The following is a 16016-nucleotide window of genomic DNA, read 5'->3' as shown; positions in this document are numbered from 1 at the left end:
GACGGAGGCGACCGCCCGGCCGCCTAAGGTTGCCCGTTCAGGCGAAAGCGTGTGCCGAATTGGCTTCGAAGCCGAGCCAGGCTTGATCACCGCGAGCAAGGTGCGAAATCGCTTCATGTCCAAACGGCAACCGAACGGACAAGCTGTCGCCGCTTGCAGTCCGCGTGCTGACCTCGACGTTGTTGCCCAGAAAGGTGATGTCGCTGATCGTAACGACGAGGCCGGCGTCGATCTGAGCCCGCGACAAAGACAGTCTTTCGGGTCGGAGCAACAACGATGCCTTCGTGCCGCCAGCGCCGCCGCTACGCATTGGCACGCCATCGATTATGGCACCGCCCGGAAGCGCCAGACGCGCCTTGCCGTCGCTGCGTCCAACAACCTCAGCATCGATGAAGTTGCTGTCGCCGATGAAGCCGGCGACGAAATGGGTCGCCGGGTTCGCATAAAGCTCTTGCCCGGAGCCGATCTGATCAATCTCGCCGTGACTGAAGACCGCAATGCGATCTGAAAGGCGCAAGGCCTCCTCCTGGTCGTGCGTGACATAGAGAATGGTGACGCCGGTTTCCTGATGAATGCGTCGGATCTCGAATTGGATTTCCTCGCGAAGCTTTTTATCGAGCGCCGACAGCGGCTCGTCCATCAAGAGCACGGGCGGATTGTAGACGAGCGAGCGAGCGAGCGCGACGCGCTGTTGCTGACCACCCGACATCAGAGCGGGCTTTCGATCTTCAAATCCTTCGAGGCGCACCAACCGCAAAGCCGCCTTCACGCGTTCGGCTATCTCGGCTTGCGGGGTACGGCGCACCCGCAATGGAAAGGCAACGTTCTCGCCGACTGTCAGATGCGGGAAAAGCGTGTAACGCTGGAACACCATTCCGATACTACGCTTGTGCGAGGGCGTCGAAAGAAGGCTTTGGCCCCTTAGAAGAATGTCCCCTTCCGTTGGATCTTGAAACCCAGCGAGAATGTAGAGCGTTGTCGACTTTCCCGACCCGGAGGGGCCAAGGAATGTCATGAACTCGCCTTCGGCAATGTCCAACGTCACGTTCTTGACTGCCGTAACTTGGCCATAGACCTTGCGAATGCCGCGGATAGAGAGAAATGCGTCGGTCATGCTTTGTGTCCCTTGCGGAAGATGGCTGCCAGGACCATGAGGACGATGGTGAAGGCGATGAGTATAGTGGAAGCTGCGGCGATCACGGGCGTCAGGTCCTGACGCAAGGTCGACCAGATCTTGACCGGGAGCGTCTGAAGCGTCGGGCTGGCCATGAATATCGCCAGGACCACCTCATCCCAGGAGGCCAGGAAGGAAAAAATGGCGGCGGCAAAGATTCCGTGGCTGATCGCCGGCACGGTGACCCGAAGGCGCGCTTCCCAAGGGCTGGCGCCGCATAGAACCGCAGCATCCTCGATGGACTTGTCGAAACCTTCCAGGGCGTTTCCGATTGAAATAATGGAGAACGGCAGCGCGATCAGTAGATGTGCGATGATGAAGGCGATCGTCGTTCCGGCCAGGCCGAGCTGCAGGAACAAGGCATAAAGCGCAACAGCGAGAACCACCACCGGCAGGATCATCGGCGTCAGGAAGAGAGCCCGCAGTGCCTCACGTCCAAAGAAGGTACTGCGGTTCAGGCCGAATGCGGCCAGGAAACCAATGATGACGGATAGAGCCGTAACGACGGCCGCGATCTCAAGACTTGTCAACGCGGAATAGAGCCAGCGCGGGTCGGCAAATAATTCCTGATACCATTTGAATGTCCAGGACGGTGGCGGAAAGATCAGCCATTGCGACGAACCGAACGAGAGTGCAGCGATGAACGCAATCGGAAGGATCAGGAAAAGACAGACGATAACCGTCAATCCGATCAGAAAAAGCTTGAGCCCGCCGAGCTTTTCGAAATCGAGCAACATGACTTACCTCGCCCGATTGGTGTTGAAAAATTTAAGCTGGATCGCATAAAGTGCCAGCGTTACCAGCAACAAGACGAAGGCGGCGGCTCCGCCCATACCCCAGTCAACAAGTGACTGAACAAACTGGGCGACAAGCCCGGCGAGCATCATGTTGGAGGTTCCGCCTAGCAATGCAGGTGTCACGTAGTAGCCAAGCGACATCACGAAGACCATCAGCGCCCCGGCGGCTACGCCAGGCAAAGACAACGGCAGCAGGACGTGCATGAAACATTGGCGCTTGTTGGCCCCACACAGCGCTGCCGCTCGCAAGATGCCGGGATCGATCGAGCGCAGAACGCCCATAAGCGGCAGGATGACGAAGGGCAGCATGATGTAAGTCATGCCGATAGTCACACCAACGAGATTGTTGACGAGAGCAAGCGGCTTGTCGATCAATCCGAGCCCAATCAGCAGCTTGTTGACGACGCCCGTCCGCTGCAGCAGAACCATCCAGGCGTAGGTTCTCGCCAGGAGGTTGGTCCACATGGACAGGATGATGATTGCCAGCACCAACCGCGACCAGCGTTCCGGCATGATGGCCAGGAGCCATGCGATCGGGTAGCCAATGACGATCGACACGATCGTAACCAAGCCCGCTACCAGGAAGGTATTGAGGAAAACCCGCAGATATGTTGTCGAGCCAAGCAGTGTGGCGTAGTTCTGCAGTCCGAGTTGGGGCTCGAGCAGACTCCGCATCAGGAGCATGCAGACTGGGACGATAAAGAACAACGCGATGATGAGAAGCGCCGGCAGAAGATAACCGAAGCTACCTTGCCGTGGCGATCTGCGTAAAGCGCTGCCGATCGTTGCCGTTAGAGCCATTTGCATCTCCCGAGATTCTGGCGATCTCGACGGCCCGGCGGTGCCGGCCCGTCGACAGATGAGCCATGAGCGACTTACTTCGCCTGCCAGGCATACCAGCGTGTACCGATCTCATCTCGGTGCTGTGCCCAGTAGTTCATGTCCGCGTTGACCTGCGTTGCCGCCTGTTGGTCTGGCAGCGAGTTGCGCAAGGCGGGATCCATCATTTCAGGCGAGCCAAGATTGATCGGCGCATAGCTGGTTTTCGCAGCGAACTTGGCCTGAGCCTCCGCACTTGTCGCGTTGGCAATGAACTTCATCGCCGCCTCCTTGTTCTTCGCACCCTTTGGAACGACGAGCGCGTCTGCAGCCGTGATATTGTTCGTCCAGGATGTTTCGACTTTCACCCCGGTCTGCGCAAGCGCTGTCAAGCGGCCGTTCCAGAAGGATCCAAACGGTGTCTCCGCAGATGCCAGCAACTGCTGCGATTGCGCGCCGCTATCCCACCAGACGATATCCGACTTGATCGTGTCGAGCTTCTTGAAGGCGCGGTCGAGATCGAGCGGATAAAGCTTGTCGGCCGGCACGCCGTCGGCCAGAAGTGCCGCCTCGATCACGCCTGGTGCCGACCATTTGTAGAAGGTGCGCTTACCGGGGAACTTCTTGGCGTCGAACAGATCTGCCCAGCTTTTCGGACATGCATCGACTGCATCCTTGTTGCAGCCGATGACGAAGGAATAGTAGAAGCTGCCGACGGAATAGTCAGTCACGAACCGCGGGTCGAGCTTGCTCTTGTCGATGACTGAAAAGTCCAGCTTCTCCAAGAGGCCCTTGCTACCCGCCTGAACCGCGTAGTCTCCTTCGACGTCGACAACGTCCCAGCCGACTGCTTTCGCCTCAACCATGGCTTTCAGCTTGCCGTAGTCGGTCGGACCGTCCTGCGTTACGTTCACCTTCGCGGCTTTGCTGAAGGTTTCTGCCCAATATTCCTTTTGGGCATCCTGGGTGGTGCCACCCCAGCTGGTAAACACCATGTCCTGCGCCACAGCGGCTCCGGCAAAGCCGAGACCGGCGGTAAGAACTGCAATTGCGAATGTCTTAGTCATGTTCCCTCTTTCTTTTTCTGTTGGATAGTTACTTGCTTCAGATCGGATCTTTTCCGCCGAGCGGCGAAAACGACGCCGGCGACATGATCTTGCTTTCCGCGGTGACGATCAGATCGCGTATTTTTGGCAGGAAAGCCTGCCATTCGGAATCGGCTGCCAGCTGAGCGCGCCGTGTCTGGCGATCATCCAATGTCGCGTAGCCCCAGATGTGGACGATCTCGTTGATCGGACCGATCTCCGAGGAGAAATAGCCGATGAGATGGCCGAGATGCTTTTTCTGGATTGCGATCCCAATTTCCCCGACGACCCGCAGGTATTCGGGAGTGCCGCCGTTCTTCAAACGATATGTCCTGATCTCGTAATACATGAGCTCACCGCATGACGAAGGGATCGGGGAATGGATCGTCCGAGGTTCTAAGCCAGACGGTCTTGGTCCGCGTGAAATCGAGAGCCGCGGCGAGGCCTCCCTCCCGGCCATGGCCGGACGAGCCAAATCCGCCAAATGGAGCGATCGGCGAGACGGCACGGTAGGTGTTTACCCAGACGATGCCGGCGCGGATCCTCCTGATCATCCGGTGGGCTCGCGTAAGGTTCTGGGTAAAAACGCCGGAAGCCAGGCCGTAGGGAGTATCGTTTGCCAGGGCAACCGCCTCCTCCTCATTGGTGAAGGAGACGACCGACAGGACAGGGCCGAACAATTCGGCTTCGAACGACGGCGCCTTGACGCCGTCGCAATCAATGATCGTCGGAAGGTAGTAGAAGCCCTCACCTGCTCGCGCCTTGCCGCCAGTCACGATCCTGGCGCCGGCATTGACCGACGCGGCCACCACGTTCTCGATGTGCGCCCGCTGACGCGCAGTGCAAAGGGGTCCGACCTCGGTGGCCATATCGAGGGGCGTTCCAATCCGGATCGCTTCGGCCTTTGCCTTCAGCACGGCTATGAACTTGTCCTTGATGGAGGCTTCCACCAGCAGGCGGGAACCAGCGACGCAGCTCTGGCCCGTCGCTGCGAAGATGCCAGCGACCTGGGCGTTGGCAGCACTTTCGAGGTCGGCATCGGCAAACACGATGAAGGGAGACTTGCCGCCAAGCTCCAGCGACGTGCTTGCGAGGTTTTCAGCGGAGTTGCGAACGACATGTGCCGCGGTCGCAGGGCCGCCGGTAAACGCGATGTGTGCGATGCCCGGATGACGCGTGAGTGCACTGCCGCAGGACGGTCCAAAACCGGTAATGATGTTGACGACCCCTTTGGGAAACCCCGCCTCATGCACGAGACGTGCGAATTCCAGCATCGGCGCCGGTCCGTCCTCGGATGCTTTGATCACGAGCGTGCAACCGGCGGCAAGCGCAGGTCCGATCTTGACGGCGGAAAGGAAAAGCTGGCTGTTCCATGGCACGATAGCGGCGACGACGCCGACCGGTTCGCGACGGGTCCAGACCTCCATGTCAGCCTTGTCGATCGGCAAGGTCGATCCCTCGATCTTGTCGGCGAGCCCAGCATAATAACGATAGTAGTCGGCGACATAGGCAATCTGTGCCGAGGTCTCACGGATGATCTTGCCGGTATCGAGAGTCTCGAGTTCGGCAAGACGCGCGGCATTCGCCTGGACCAAGTCAGCAAGCTTGAGCAGGAGCTTGCCCCTTACGCTCGCCGTCATGGCCGGCCATGCACCTGTCCAGAGCGCCTGCTCCGCAGCCTTGACCGCGCGATCGACATCGTCCTCCCGCGCCTCCGGCATGGACACCCAGACATGGCCCGTTGCCGGATCGATACTGTCGAAACGCGCCGAGCCGTCATCAAAAACGCCATCGATATACTGCTGGAACCTTTGCATCTTAGTCCTCACTGGAATGCGGGCATGACGTTGGCTATGAAGCGCTCGAGCGATGCCTTCTTGCGCTCAAAGCTCATGCCGGTGTCGATCCAAAAGGAATATTCGTTCCAACCCTGGTTCTCGTAGACCTTGAGACGATCGATCACCGTTGCAGCGTTTCCGATCGGCATGTTCGCGATCATCTTGTCCGGAGACAGGTTCGCATTCGCGACGAGTTCGTCCTCGGTCAATCGCTGAATAAGCCCCTGTTGAATGGGCCGCTCATTCTTGAACCAGGCAAAGAAGTAGTTGTAGTAGATGCTGATTTCTTTGGCCGCCTGCGCGATATCGGCTTCGTCGGAGCCGACATAAGTATGCTGCAGCAGCATGATCTTGGGACGCTTCACATTCGAAGCCTTTTCGCAGGCCGCATTGAAGCGATCCATCAGGCTTGCAATTTCAGTTTCACCGTTCGCCAGCGGCGTGCACTGCACATTGCAGCCATTGGCCACTGCAAATTCATGACTGTTTGGATCTCGCGCAGCCACCCAGATCGGCGGATGCGGCGCCTGAACCGGCTTAGGGGCTGATGTCGTTGCAGGAAACTTCCAGAATTCGCCGTCATGAGTATAGTCGCCCGCCCAGAGCCCCTTGATCGCCGGGATCAGCTCGCGCATCCTCTGTCCCGCGCCCCAGGCGTCAAGCCCCGGCAGCAGCCGCTCATATTCGAAGCCATAGGCTCCACGGGCAATACCGAGATCCAGGCGACCATCGCTTATGATGTCGGTCATGGCGGCTTCACCAGCAAGCTTGATCGGATGCCAGAATGGGGCGATTACAGTGCCGGTGCCCAGTCGAACGTTTTTCGTACGGCGCGCGAGATCGGCAAGGTTGACGAATGGGTTCGGCGCGATCGTGAAATCCATACCATGGTGTTCGCCGGTCCAGATTGCGTGCATCCCGCCCTTGTCGGCGATTTCGCAGAGCTGAATGAATTCTTCGTATAGTTCCTGATGATTTTGGCTGGCGTTCAGCCGCTCCATGTGAACGAAAAGCGAGAATTTCATGCGTCACCTTTTTTGGCCACGGCGTGAACCCGGCCCTTTTCGTGGTTGCCAAAATAAATGCCGAAGTTGCCCAGCATGCTTTCCTGCGCGTAACGCTTCACGGTCTCGCGCACGGCGCTGTCGGATATTTCAGCGAACGGAAGATCGTGGAGCGGAAAAAGCCGGCCGACTTTCGCTGTCCCGGCGCCCAAGCTTGCGCGATAAACGATATGTTGGCAGCCGGTCTTCGTATCCTCGTAGATAGAGTATAGAAGGCCAGTCTGGATTTGCAGGCCGATCTCGTCGGCGAATTGTCGTTCGAGAACGTCCATCCCTTCGCTTTCGGCCCTGTCGACAAAGGGGAGTGTCCAGCCGCTCGACGCTGCCGGGACAAGAAGCATCTCTCCAGCTCGTTCGGCGACTGCGCCGATAGACAGGCTTCCCTCAACATTGGAGAGAAGATCTTTTTCGGTCGCCGCCGGTGTAAAATAGCCGCCGCGGGCGTAACCCAGCCCGGTTTTGCCCGTATTCTCCAGGGCCTCGATACGGCCGACCAATATGACATGGTCGCCAGCATCAATGCGCTCATGCATGGAGCAGTCGAACCATGCGGCAACGTCGGAAAACACGGGTGAGCCGAATGGTCCAGGCGTCCATGCCACGGCTGCAAAGCGATCTTCGACAGGGCGGGCAAACGTATTCGACACATCCTTTTGATCTTCGGACAGGATGTTGACCGCAAAACCGCGGGCAGTGGTCAGTGTCTGGTAGTTTCGCGAGGTCTTGGCCAAACACACGAGCAGCAACGGCGGGTCGAGCGATACGCTCGTGAAACTATTTGCGGTGAAACCTATCGGAGCTCCGGCCTCATTCGTCGTCGTCACGACGGTCACGCCAGTGAGAAATGCGCCGAATGCGTCTCTCAGAGCCCTTGCTTCAAGCATTTCTTCCTCCTCGTTAGGCTGTCCAGGTCAACCAATTAGCCAAGGCCGCGGTCACCTCCTCCGGTGCCGTCAGATTGACCATATGACGGTGACCCTTGATGACCACCGCTCTGCCATTCCGTGCGGCTTTTGCCATGTCCTTAGCCATCTCCGGCGTCGAATTCGGGTCGCCATCACCGGTCAGAAACAGGGCGGGACTGGCGACGGCCGGCCAGCAATCGCAGTAAAGCGTGTCCCCCGTCGCAAAGGCACGATAGGCAGCAGCATACCCTCCAGCATCGACCTGCTGGAGAAGCTCCCGCACCAATCGGTAGGCATCGCTATTCGTCTCATTCGGAGCGAACCATCGGCCCAAAGGCGCTTCCCGATCGAACGCGCCGGTAACTATTTCGTTCGCGCGAGCTTCGACGGCCTGCCGGGCTTCGATTGTCCGCTTGTAGACCCCGTTCAGCAACGCGATCCGGTGAAGCCGCTCGGGCGCCGTTGCAGCCATCCCGGTCGCGATCAGAGCGCCCATGGAGTGGCCGACAACATTGACCACGCCAAGCTCCAGTTCATCGATGACAGCGCCAAACCAGGTCACGAAGTCCGACAGATCCGGCTTGCCCATAAGCGGCGCCGAAGACCCGTGACCTGGAAGATCGACCGCGATGATGCGGTGGCGTATCGACAACTGCTCGATTTGCGGCCTCCAAGCCTCGATCCTCATTCCAACACCGTGGATGAGGACGAGGACTTCGCCCCCGCTGCCGCGGTCGACATAGGCCGAGCCGGACGGTGTCTTAGACCGCTGCAGGGTTTGCGACATCGTGACCCAGCTCCTTGAGATCCTGATAGCGATCACCGATGCGATGGTGCGGGCGACCGCCGATCGAAGCGCCCAGCGCTACGACAATCTCGTCCGCAGCGGGTGCGTCCGGAACTGCGCATTGGATCGTCAGGTAGTGCGAGCGGCGTCCTTCGTCGTTCTTGTCCATGAGCGGGATCATGATCGGAGCATTTGCCGGCCCGCGCGTGTTGCAGAAGGCGAGATAGGATTTGGCGCCGACGGCGGTGCGATAGTGGTTGCCGAAGCGCAGCGTATGGATCAGCGCCGAGGCGTGTTCGATTTCGCCATTGAGGCCGACGATTGCCGATTTTCCGTAGGCTTCGACGGCCTCTCCCGAACCGGCGGTGTCGATGATCATCTTCGTGAGCAGCTCGCCGAGAACGGGGGCGACCGCGTGGATCTCGGGCTTGAGATCTTCCACAAAGCCGCGGCCGGCCCAAGGGTTCTTTATGACGGCGATGGCGGCAATCAGCTTAAGGGGAACGGCGGCTTCCTTCCCCCCTTCGATATGGGTTGCCTCAACCTGCAACAATGTCTTGCGAATAAGTGACGCCATCTGCCTCTCCAGTCCGTTTATCTGCTCATATGTTGGTATACCATAATACAACGTGTCAAGAGCTTGTGCGAAATTTCTTTTCGTTCTAAAAAGCTGTCATGAGCCAGAACGCAAACGACCTCGCCGCGCTTCGCATCGATTCTCCGCCGGCAACCTTGAGAGAAATTGCCCTCGATCGGATGCGACGGGCGATCATCAACGGGTTGTTCGAACCGGGTGCTCGCCTTGTTGAGCGGACCCTTTGTGAACAGCTTGGCGTCTCGCGCTCCGTCATCCGAGAAGTACTGCGGCATCTGGAAGCCGAGGGACTCGTCGAAATGCTGGCCAAACAAGGGCCGATCGTCGCGCGGCTCGAATGGGATGACGCTCGCCAGATCTACGAGATCCGGGCCTCATTGGAATCCACTGCTGTTGCGGACTGCGCGCGAACGGCCGCTGATGGTGTGAAGAGCAGATTGCGGCAGGCGCTGGACGAATTGGATCGCACTTCCCGCCAGCAGTCCCCGCAGGGCATTCTCGATGCGACCACCGAGTTTTACCGGATCATTTTTGAATCAGGCGGCCATAACATTGCCTGGGACATCGTCAGCCGCCTGAACAGTCGAATTTCACGACTGCGCGTGATGACGTTGTCTACGACGAACAGAACGACCACAGGTCCTGCTCAGATCCGGAAAATCTTTGCGGCGATCGAACGGAATGAGCCGGATATTGCGGCTGAAGCGTGTCGAACGCACGTTCAGGCTGCCGCAGCAATTGCAAAAGAGCTGCTGGCAAACGGACGCTGAACGCTATCAAGCCTTGGCATCCGGTCACCGCCAGCGACTTGCCCTTCAATGAGCAGTTCCATTGCCTGGATGCGGATGCGCCTCAAAATAGGTAGCGGCGGCTGTCGCGCATCCTGGACCGACAGACGTTTTTGTGTGAGTTCTGACCGTTGGGCGCAGCACCGATACTCGGTTGATTGGTGGTCGGTGCCGATCCGGCCGCGGAGACGGATTGTGCGTTGGCAATCGCTGGCTGCAGGAACAGGAGAGCGCTAAGGGTGACAGCAAGCGACTGGCGTCCGAGGCGCACAATCCTTGCCACGAGGCCGCCAGCATCCTCCCTGCCCTCAGTTGCAAGCTTCGATCCAACCAATGCGATCTTCCTGCTCATTGTACGCCTTCACTCGCATTTGCGCGGTAAATTAGTCTCGCCGCAGTTGTGAGTAGCCAGCTGAAAGCGACATCACAGCCACAAGACCGGCGTCAATTTCAGCTTCTAGTTGAGGAAAATCTATTCCAAACAAAATATGTCGCTTACGGTACTGGTTCGGCCGATGCGGATGTCGCTCACCGCGGATGACAAACAAACGCTGATCGAACCACCTCAACTGCCTCTTTTGGCCGGCGTCGTCGTCACGCCGCCGTCGAGCTTCTTATAGAGATCACCTAACTGTGACTTCGGTGCCGGGCACTTTCTTGAGCGGGCAAGGTCCGCAAGCACCTGATTGCGATTCCGCAACGCGTCGATCTCGATCTTTTCCGGTGATTTCGGATCCATAAAGAAGAGAGCCGGAAGGAACAGAAGCACACCCGTGGCGCCAAGAATGACATTCTTGCCCTGTGCCTGCGAACGCTCCTTAACAGTTGCAGTGATCTGTCGCTCATTGGCGGCAAATTCGCGCGATATCCCGCTGCACTCAATTCCCCTGTCGCCAACATTGGTCGATGCGATGGGATGCGCTTCACGCCCCCCGCAGCTGGATAGTATGATTGCACAGCTAACAAGCGCGACAGAGGGAAACGATACGAGAGAGACGGTATTGTTAGCCTTTTTTCCAATGGAATGCATAATTCTCTCCTGAATATTCAATCATCACTTTAGGGATGTACCGGGGACTAGAAGCTCTGACTCGCACCGATTAACTTCGGAGCCTAAGACGTCCGAACATCCGCGCGGTTATGTGCCAGAGCCAGTTTGTTGCGGCATATTGAGTTAGCGGCAGCCCGACCTTTCTTTTTCGCAACCGATCCGGTTCATCGTCACGTACACGGGCGGGTAGCTGAATTCGTGCTTCTTCTTGTCCGTAGCAGCGTCGATCAATGCAACAACAACCACACCGGCAAGACCATTGTTGCTTGCGGCTCCCAGTCGCTCTGAAGAGGTCTTGTCAAACGGCTGCACAGTCGCATAGCCAGCCCTGTAACCGGGCGACTGACAGCGAACGGCAACTGGGCGTGAGGCGTAACCATAGTCAGGCACCCGGATTTCGGCCGGTGTCTTCACCGACGCCCGATAGCCCTCGCTTTCCAATGCGCAATCGACACCTTCCATTTCCTCTCTGGTGGAAAATTGTGCGTCTTTCTTGCGAACATCCTCATAGGTCCGCACGGTGACGACACGCTGCCCCTTGAGCGAAGGAATGTCCTGTCCGGCTGCGCGCTGTGGCGCCAGGACATCACCGTATTGCACGCCCTTGGCAGTCGGTAGGGCGTTAACGCTCATCGCGATCGGCTTTGCGGATTGGCATCCAGTCAATGCCAAGGAGACGAGAAGGGAAAGAATACAAACACGAAATTGGGCGTTCATCGGGTGACCTGACGTTCAGAGAGGCGGTTTGGTTGAATGCGTGTGTTCATGAGAAATCATCCGTGACCTTCAATTCATGACCTTCCCCCTGTTCCATGATCACCAACGCAGTGAAGCGCTGACAAAAAGCAGCCCCGAATTCTTTTTCTCGATCGTCCCGCCAAGAACGTCCGAATAGCCGATATCGAAATTCACATTGCCGCCGGCGAGCTTGGCGCCCGCGGTCCAGCCGAGCATGTCACCGCCTTCAATGCGGTAGCGCGCCTGAGATGCGATCCGTCCGTAATCGAGGCCGACATAGGGGCGGAATTCGCCGAAGATCTTGGCAAGTGCGGCATTGTCGGCGAAAGGCTGTGTGCGCCAAACAAGATCGTTGCGGACGAAGAAGCCGTTATTGCCGAAGAGCATAGTCTCGCGCGTCCCGCGCACGGAGGAATAGCCGCCGATCGAGATCTGCTCGGCCCCGAACATATTGTCGGGAGAATATTGCCCGGTGACGACGGAATTGATCTCCAGGCGCTGGTCGGCGAATTCGAACGGCCGCGTCACGGTGATCGTGCCGGTGAACTTGGAAAAACGAGGATCCGCGTCTCCTGCCCCGGCATCGCCAGGAGCAACCGCATCGAAGAGACTGAGCCCCTGGCGGTAGGAAAGGTCGAAAACCCAAAGACCGCCGAGCATGCGGCGTGAATGCGAGATACCGAGATCGCCGACCGTATATTTGCGGCTGCCAACCTCGATCCTGCTGCCGAGCAGAAAGTTGTTGGATTCCTTGTAGGTCAGGCTGCTGTTGAAGGTTGTGATCGAATCCTTGTCGCGGAAAATCACGCGATTGGCGCCGATCCCTGCCTGCTTGGAGTTGCCTGAAGTATCCAGCGGCCCGAAATTCCCGGGAACGGAGCTGGTATATTCGTACCAGGAGCCGTTGAGCGAGAACGTCCAATAGCCGTAGGGAGCGCTGACATTGCCGGAATAGCTGTTGCTCTTGCCTTGGCCATCATCGCGCCACGGGTAGTCCGGGCCGGTATGTTCGTAAGCAAAGTTCCATTGGTCGTTGAGATGCAGGAGATTGTCGTAGCCGACCGAGGCGGAGGATTTGGAATATCCGGTCTGCCATTGGCCAAGATTGCTGTTGCCGACGGAAAGGTGCCAGGGATGATCCGGCTTGCTCTCGATATTGAGGATCGACGTGCCATCCGTCTTCCCGGGCAACATTGCCGTTTTGGCATTGTTGGAGGCGAGACGGTTGATCTGATCGAGACCTTGCTCGATGTCGCGCAGATTGGTGATCTCACCCTTCATGCCGGGAAAGGCGGTGGCAATCATACCAGAGCCTGGCGCCGGCTTGCCGTTGATATAAATGTCCGCAAGCGTGCCTTCGACAGCTACCAGCCGAAGGGCCTTGGTTTTGGCAATGTCCTGCGCCGGCACGTAGACGCGAGAGCTCACATATCCCTTGTCGAGATAGAGATGCGTCAGGTCGCGCAGCAGCGCATTGATCTCGCCGACGCCGACGCAACGGTTCGCATAAGGGGCGGTGATCCTGCCGATAGTGGCCGGCGAAAACTGCTTCACCCCCTCCACCGTGACATGGGCGATCGCAAAGCAGGAGCCGCCATTCTGCGAGGCCGGCGCCTGCTTCTGATCGATCGGAGCTGCTAAAGGTTTCGGCGTTGCGTCGCGCAGCGCATCAAGGCGCTGCTGCTCTGCCTGCTGCACCTGGCGCCGCGCGAAATCATCGCTCGGCGATTGCTGTGCAGCAACCTGAGAGGAAACTAGAGTTGCCGACAGCAACGCGACCGCAAGCGGAGCATTGAGACACGACTTCGAAAAGCCTTGGCCGAACCGTAGACGGATCGGCCCCAAAGCCAAGATCATGGGCTATCCTACCGCCGGTTACCTGGAGGCAGGCTTCTGCAATGCATCCAGGGCGGCTGACAGGCCCTTGAGCGAGAATTTGATGTTGACCTTCTGGCCATTCATCATCTGTACGTGACCGGTGCCGTCTGTCGCCTTGGCTAGGGCTGCAATCATCTTTGCATCCAGCTTTTGCTGCGCCCAGCAGCCCGCCTGATTGCAGTTGCGGTAAGCAAGTTGCACGACCTGCTTGTCGCTGGCATCGATGCTGATGCCGCCGGGCAGATACATGTTGAGCGGCACGAGCGTCGTCAAGATGAGCTCGCTTGCGGGCTGCTTGCTGCCTTTTTGATTTGGGTTCGATGCTGGAACTGGCGTTTTGGCAACCGCCAGGGTGAGGATGTTGACATCCTGATCACCTTGCTTGACCGTCGCGATCTGCGCCACTTCACAGCTCGCTGTTGCCGAGCCGTCCTGAGCTTTTCCATCGATGCAGCGGTAATACCAATCGTCAAATTTCTGAACACGCGCTTGGGGTGCGGGTTGCTGTTCGCTTGCTGCGGGAGTTTTGCTCTCAGCGGCGGTGCCGGAAGTCGTATTCGCAGCCGGTCCCGGCTGCTCTTGCGCCATTGCGGAGAATGCAAGCAACGTCGACGAAAGAAGCGCGACGGATGTCAGAGTCTTGATGGAAAGTGTCTTATTTGCGGGGGACATACAAAACTACCCAAAGTCAAAGCCATTCGCTTGCGCAAGGCGTGCCTTGCTCAAGCGGCATGTCGGTCAAAAATCATGAAGATGCACCTGAAAGCGGTGTAGCCGATCATGGGCCTAATCCACCAATAGCAGGTTTCTAAGAAAATACAGCGGAAAGTGGCGCTTATGAAGGGCTTCGCACGCTCGTTTTTAGATAGCCGTGCGGAATGTGCAACACCCGCGTTTATTGATTAAAATTGTCGCTCTCGATGGAAACTGAACCGCCAACGTCGATTTCCACGGGAGGCTTGGAGGTTGCCCCATAGGCTGTGGCAGACACTTTATAAAGGCTCACGGCGCTTTGCGGGCGCGCCGTGAGTGCTTCTTCTCGTTCTTGCTGGAGCGGCGGCTAAGCGTGGGCGTGTGGATGATGAACGTTCCAGACTCCCCATAGCGATGCAGCCACAACGAGCACACCGAGAACGATATCCGTCCACCTTGCGCTAGCGTTGGCAACAAAACCAAGGAGCCAGGGAGATGCAATCAACCAGACACCGAGCGCCATACTAGCCCATTCCTCCCATTCAGCGAATGCGGAAAGCGCTGCTGACGCCAGCACGATCAGCAAAACGGCAACTATCCATGCGTTCCAGCTTGGCATCATCTCCCCTGTGAACCCGAAGATCCACGGCGAGACAAACAAGCATGCGCCCAAAAGCATACATGCCCAATCCTGGTATCCTTTTCCTTCCCTCATACTGATTGCCATGGCAACCTCCTCACACCAAGAAGCCTGACGGTGGCTTCGTCCGACGTGAATTTCACGTATAAGTATATAAGTAATATCTATAATACCCAATTCAAGATCACTTACAAACCATGCTTCCCTTTGATTTTGGATCGACTCCTCTTCCTTCAATGACCGGACATCATACTCGATGTCCTCGAAAGGGCGGGCCATCAGATAGACGACACTGATCGCGAATCGACTCGGCGGAAATTCGGGCATGAGGTTCATCAGCCTTCCTTCCTTGATGTCATATCCGACAAGAATGTGGGACAGGACGGCAACCGAATTGCTGGCGATGAGGCGCAGCGCGATGCGCACCGTCGCGTCCTCGGCGCCATTGGAAAACGACCATGACCGGCGGTTTCCGGCACGACCGTGTTAGGTGCAATCATGGGCGCTAATATCGTTAGGCGACCCAGGTGCGGCTCTCGTTTGCAGATGGGAGGATGCCTGCGACGGGAAAGGTCGTCGTCCACCCAATTCTGCGACACATCAGACTATACAGTCTGCAACCGCCTCGAGACGCACTTCGAGATCGATCCCCTCTCCGACCAGGTCGGATGGCTCCTCGCGAAGGAGCAAGTCGACGGAAAGTCCCTGATGGCGTTCGTGTGGTATTCCGTCATATGTCTGCGGATCGCAAGACAAAAGAAAAGGCCCCCCGGCGGGGGCCCAGATTGCTGACAAACCCCTGGCCTTGGCTGGGGGTTTTTGATTCTCATGTCCGTTTTCAAGAGTTTGGGCATAGGTTTTTCTTGTCGCCTTTTTCAGCGTCGACGAGGGACAAATATGCTGCCTATTGCAGGACGCGGCGGCATTGAGACGACGGTTGATCAGACTCTGATGCGCGGGTTGAATACCGCAGGACCGTGGTTCGTCTCGGGCCTTCCTCTGTCTCACATGGCGCGTGTTGCCGTTTCAGGCTCGCAGAATCACAACGAGGGTTGCCCTGACCGGCCGCCACGCCCAACAATAAGCAGCGTGATGGAATTAAACCTTTCTCCTTTGTATTTGGCGCCCCTTCGTCAGGCTGCCTTTGTGGGGGGAATGGGAACT

Annotated in this window: 17 protein-coding genes; 2 read left to right on the top strand and 15 right to left on the bottom strand. The window is 57.7% G+C overall.

What is annotated here, in order from left to right:
- Positions 1-37: 37 nt before the first annotated feature.
- From GA0061102_RS25950 to GA0061102_RS25905, 10 genes are all read right to left on the bottom strand, one after another.
- Entirely contained in the window at positions 38-1114 is a 1077-nt protein-coding gene (locus GA0061102_RS25950; protein ID WP_092854557.1) for an ABC transporter ATP-binding protein, read from the bottom strand.
- Positions 1111-1911 (bottom strand): ABC transporter permease, encoded by an 801-nt coding sequence (locus GA0061102_RS25945; protein ID WP_092854555.1) that lies wholly within the window; start codon positions 1909-1911, stop codon positions 1111-1113. The genes GA0061102_RS25950 and GA0061102_RS25945 overlap by 4 nt, the downstream gene beginning before the upstream one ends.
- 3 nt (positions 1912-1914) lie before the next feature.
- Positions 1915-2772: an ABC transporter permease gene (locus tag GA0061102_RS25940; protein WP_092854553.1), complete on the bottom strand. Its 858-nt coding sequence runs from the start codon at positions 2770-2772 to the stop codon at positions 1915-1917.
- A gap of 74 nt (positions 2773-2846) precedes the next feature.
- Positions 2847-3857, bottom strand: coding sequence for an ABC transporter substrate-binding protein (locus GA0061102_RS25935; RefSeq protein ID WP_092854551.1), 1011 nt, complete (start codon positions 3855-3857; stop codon positions 2847-2849).
- Positions 3858-3894: 37 nt separating this feature from the next.
- Positions 3895-4224 carry an NIPSNAP family protein gene (locus GA0061102_RS25930; protein ID WP_092854549.1) on the bottom strand — a complete coding sequence of 110 codons (330 nt, stop codon included), beginning with the start codon at positions 4222-4224 and terminating at the stop codon, positions 3895-3897.
- 4 nt (positions 4225-4228) lie between these two features.
- Positions 4229-5692, bottom strand: a complete 1464-nt coding sequence (locus GA0061102_RS25925) for an aldehyde dehydrogenase (protein ID WP_092854547.1) — start codon at positions 5690-5692, stop codon at positions 4229-4231.
- Between the two features lie 8 nt (positions 5693-5700).
- A complete protein-coding gene (locus GA0061102_RS25920) occupies positions 5701-6738 on the bottom strand; it encodes an LLM class flavin-dependent oxidoreductase (protein ID WP_092854545.1) in 1038 nt (345 codons plus the stop codon).
- Positions 6735-7661, bottom strand: coding sequence for a flavin reductase (locus GA0061102_RS25915; RefSeq protein WP_092854544.1), 927 nt, complete (start codon positions 7659-7661; stop codon positions 6735-6737). The genes GA0061102_RS25920 and GA0061102_RS25915 overlap by 4 nt, the downstream gene beginning before the upstream one ends.
- 13 nt (positions 7662-7674) lie before the next feature.
- Positions 7675-8469, bottom strand: coding sequence for an alpha/beta fold hydrolase (locus GA0061102_RS25910; RefSeq protein WP_092854542.1), 795 nt, complete (start codon positions 8467-8469; stop codon positions 7675-7677).
- A complete protein-coding gene (locus GA0061102_RS25905; RefSeq protein ID WP_092854540.1) occupies positions 8444-9046 on the bottom strand; it encodes an amino acid synthesis family protein in 603 nt (200 codons plus the stop codon). Before GA0061102_RS25905 ends, GA0061102_RS25910 begins: the two co-directional genes overlap by 26 nt.
- A 98-nt stretch (positions 9047-9144) precedes the next feature.
- Here GA0061102_RS25905 and GA0061102_RS25900 point away from each other — a divergent pair, with 98 nt between their 5' ends.
- Positions 9145-9834: a GntR family transcriptional regulator gene (locus GA0061102_RS25900; RefSeq protein ID WP_092854538.1), complete on the top strand. Its 690-nt coding sequence runs from the start codon at positions 9145-9147 to the stop codon at positions 9832-9834.
- Positions 9835-10417: 583 nt separating this feature from the next.
- On the opposite strand, the gene GA0061102_RS25890 is transcribed toward GA0061102_RS25900, so the two are convergent.
- From GA0061102_RS25890 to GA0061102_RS25870, 5 genes are all read right to left on the bottom strand, one after another.
- On the bottom strand, positions 10418-10882 hold the full coding sequence (locus GA0061102_RS25890) for a hypothetical protein (RefSeq protein WP_092854534.1): 465 nt from the start codon (positions 10880-10882) through the stop codon (positions 10418-10420).
- 144 nt (positions 10883-11026) lie between these two features.
- Positions 11027-11620: a hypothetical protein gene (locus GA0061102_RS25885; protein ID WP_139115106.1), complete on the bottom strand. Its 594-nt coding sequence runs from the start codon at positions 11618-11620 to the stop codon at positions 11027-11029.
- A gap of 99 nt (positions 11621-11719) precedes the next feature.
- Positions 11720-13498, bottom strand: coding sequence for a ShlB/FhaC/HecB family hemolysin secretion/activation protein (locus GA0061102_RS25880; protein ID WP_092854530.1), 1779 nt, complete (start codon positions 13496-13498; stop codon positions 11720-11722).
- Between the two features lie 18 nt (positions 13499-13516).
- On the bottom strand, positions 13517-14107 hold the full coding sequence (locus GA0061102_RS25875; protein WP_245298141.1) for an invasion associated locus B family protein: 591 nt from the start codon (positions 14105-14107) through the stop codon (positions 13517-13519).
- A 472-nt stretch (positions 14108-14579) separates the two neighbouring features.
- Positions 14580-14939 carry an SPW repeat protein gene (locus GA0061102_RS25870; protein WP_092854617.1) on the bottom strand — a complete coding sequence of 120 codons (360 nt, stop codon included), beginning with the start codon at positions 14937-14939 and terminating at the stop codon, positions 14580-14582.
- An 810-nt stretch (positions 14940-15749) separates the two neighbouring features.
- On the opposite strand from GA0061102_RS25870, the gene GA0061102_RS33340 reads away from it, so the two are divergent.
- The coding region (locus tag GA0061102_RS33340; RefSeq protein ID WP_208858705.1) for a hypothetical protein at positions 15750-16016 on the top strand (267 nt) is incomplete at its 3' end.

The organism is Martinezella miluonensis, assembly GCF_900094545.1.
Classification (GTDB): Bacteria; Pseudomonadota; Alphaproteobacteria; order Rhizobiales; family Rhizobiaceae; genus Rhizobium; species Rhizobium miluonense.
The sequence above is the reverse complement of the archived record's forward strand: the minus strand, read 5'-3'. Positions and strand labels throughout refer to the sequence as shown.

Coding starts and splice junctions, on each gene's coding strand:
- GA0061102_RS25920 (WP_092854545.1), bottom strand. CDS start 6,738: ATGAAATTCTCGCTTTTCGTTCACATGGAGCGGCTGAACGCCAGCCAA.
- GA0061102_RS25910 (WP_092854542.1), bottom strand. CDS start 8,469: ATGTCGCAAACCCTGCAGCGGTCTAAGACACCGTCCGGCTCGGCCTAT.
- GA0061102_RS25880 (WP_092854530.1), bottom strand. CDS start 13,498: ATGATCTTGGCTTTGGGGCCGATCCGTCTACGGTTCGGCCAAGGCTTT.
- GA0061102_RS25915 (WP_092854544.1), bottom strand. CDS start 7,661: ATGCTTGAAGCAAGGGCTCTGAGAGACGCATTCGGCGCATTTCTCACT.
- GA0061102_RS25945 (WP_092854555.1), bottom strand. CDS start 1,911: ATGTTGCTCGATTTCGAAAAGCTCGGCGGGCTCAAGCTTTTTCTGATC.
- GA0061102_RS25890 (WP_092854534.1), bottom strand. CDS start 10,882: ATGCATTCCATTGGAAAAAAGGCTAACAATACCGTCTCTCTCGTATCG.
- GA0061102_RS25935 (WP_092854551.1), bottom strand. CDS start 3,857: ATGACTAAGACATTCGCAATTGCAGTTCTTACCGCCGGTCTCGGCTTT.
- GA0061102_RS25930 (WP_092854549.1), bottom strand. CDS start 4,224: ATGTATTACGAGATCAGGACATATCGTTTGAAGAACGGCGGCACTCCC.
- GA0061102_RS25900 (WP_092854538.1), top strand. CDS start 9,145: ATGAGCCAGAACGCAAACGACCTCGCCGCGCTTCGCATCGATTCTCCG.
- GA0061102_RS25950 (WP_092854557.1), bottom strand. CDS start 1,114: ATGACCGACGCATTTCTCTCTATCCGCGGCATTCGCAAGGTCTATGGC.
- GA0061102_RS25875 (WP_245298141.1), bottom strand. CDS start 14,107: ATGGCGCAAGAGCAGCCGGGACCGGCTGCGAATACGACTTCCGGCACC.
- GA0061102_RS25885 (WP_139115106.1), bottom strand. CDS start 11,620: ATGAACGCCCAATTTCGTGTTTGTATTCTTTCCCTTCTCGTCTCCTTG.
- GA0061102_RS25905 (WP_092854540.1), bottom strand. CDS start 9,046: ATGGCGTCACTTATTCGCAAGACATTGTTGCAGGTTGAGGCAACCCAT.
- GA0061102_RS25870 (WP_092854617.1), bottom strand. CDS start 14,939: ATGGCAATCAGTATGAGGGAAGGAAAAGGATACCAGGATTGGGCATGT.
- GA0061102_RS25940 (WP_092854553.1), bottom strand. CDS start 2,772: ATGGCTCTAACGGCAACGATCGGCAGCGCTTTACGCAGATCGCCACGG.
- GA0061102_RS25925 (WP_092854547.1), bottom strand. CDS start 5,692: ATGCAAAGGTTCCAGCAGTATATCGATGGCGTTTTTGATGACGGCTCG.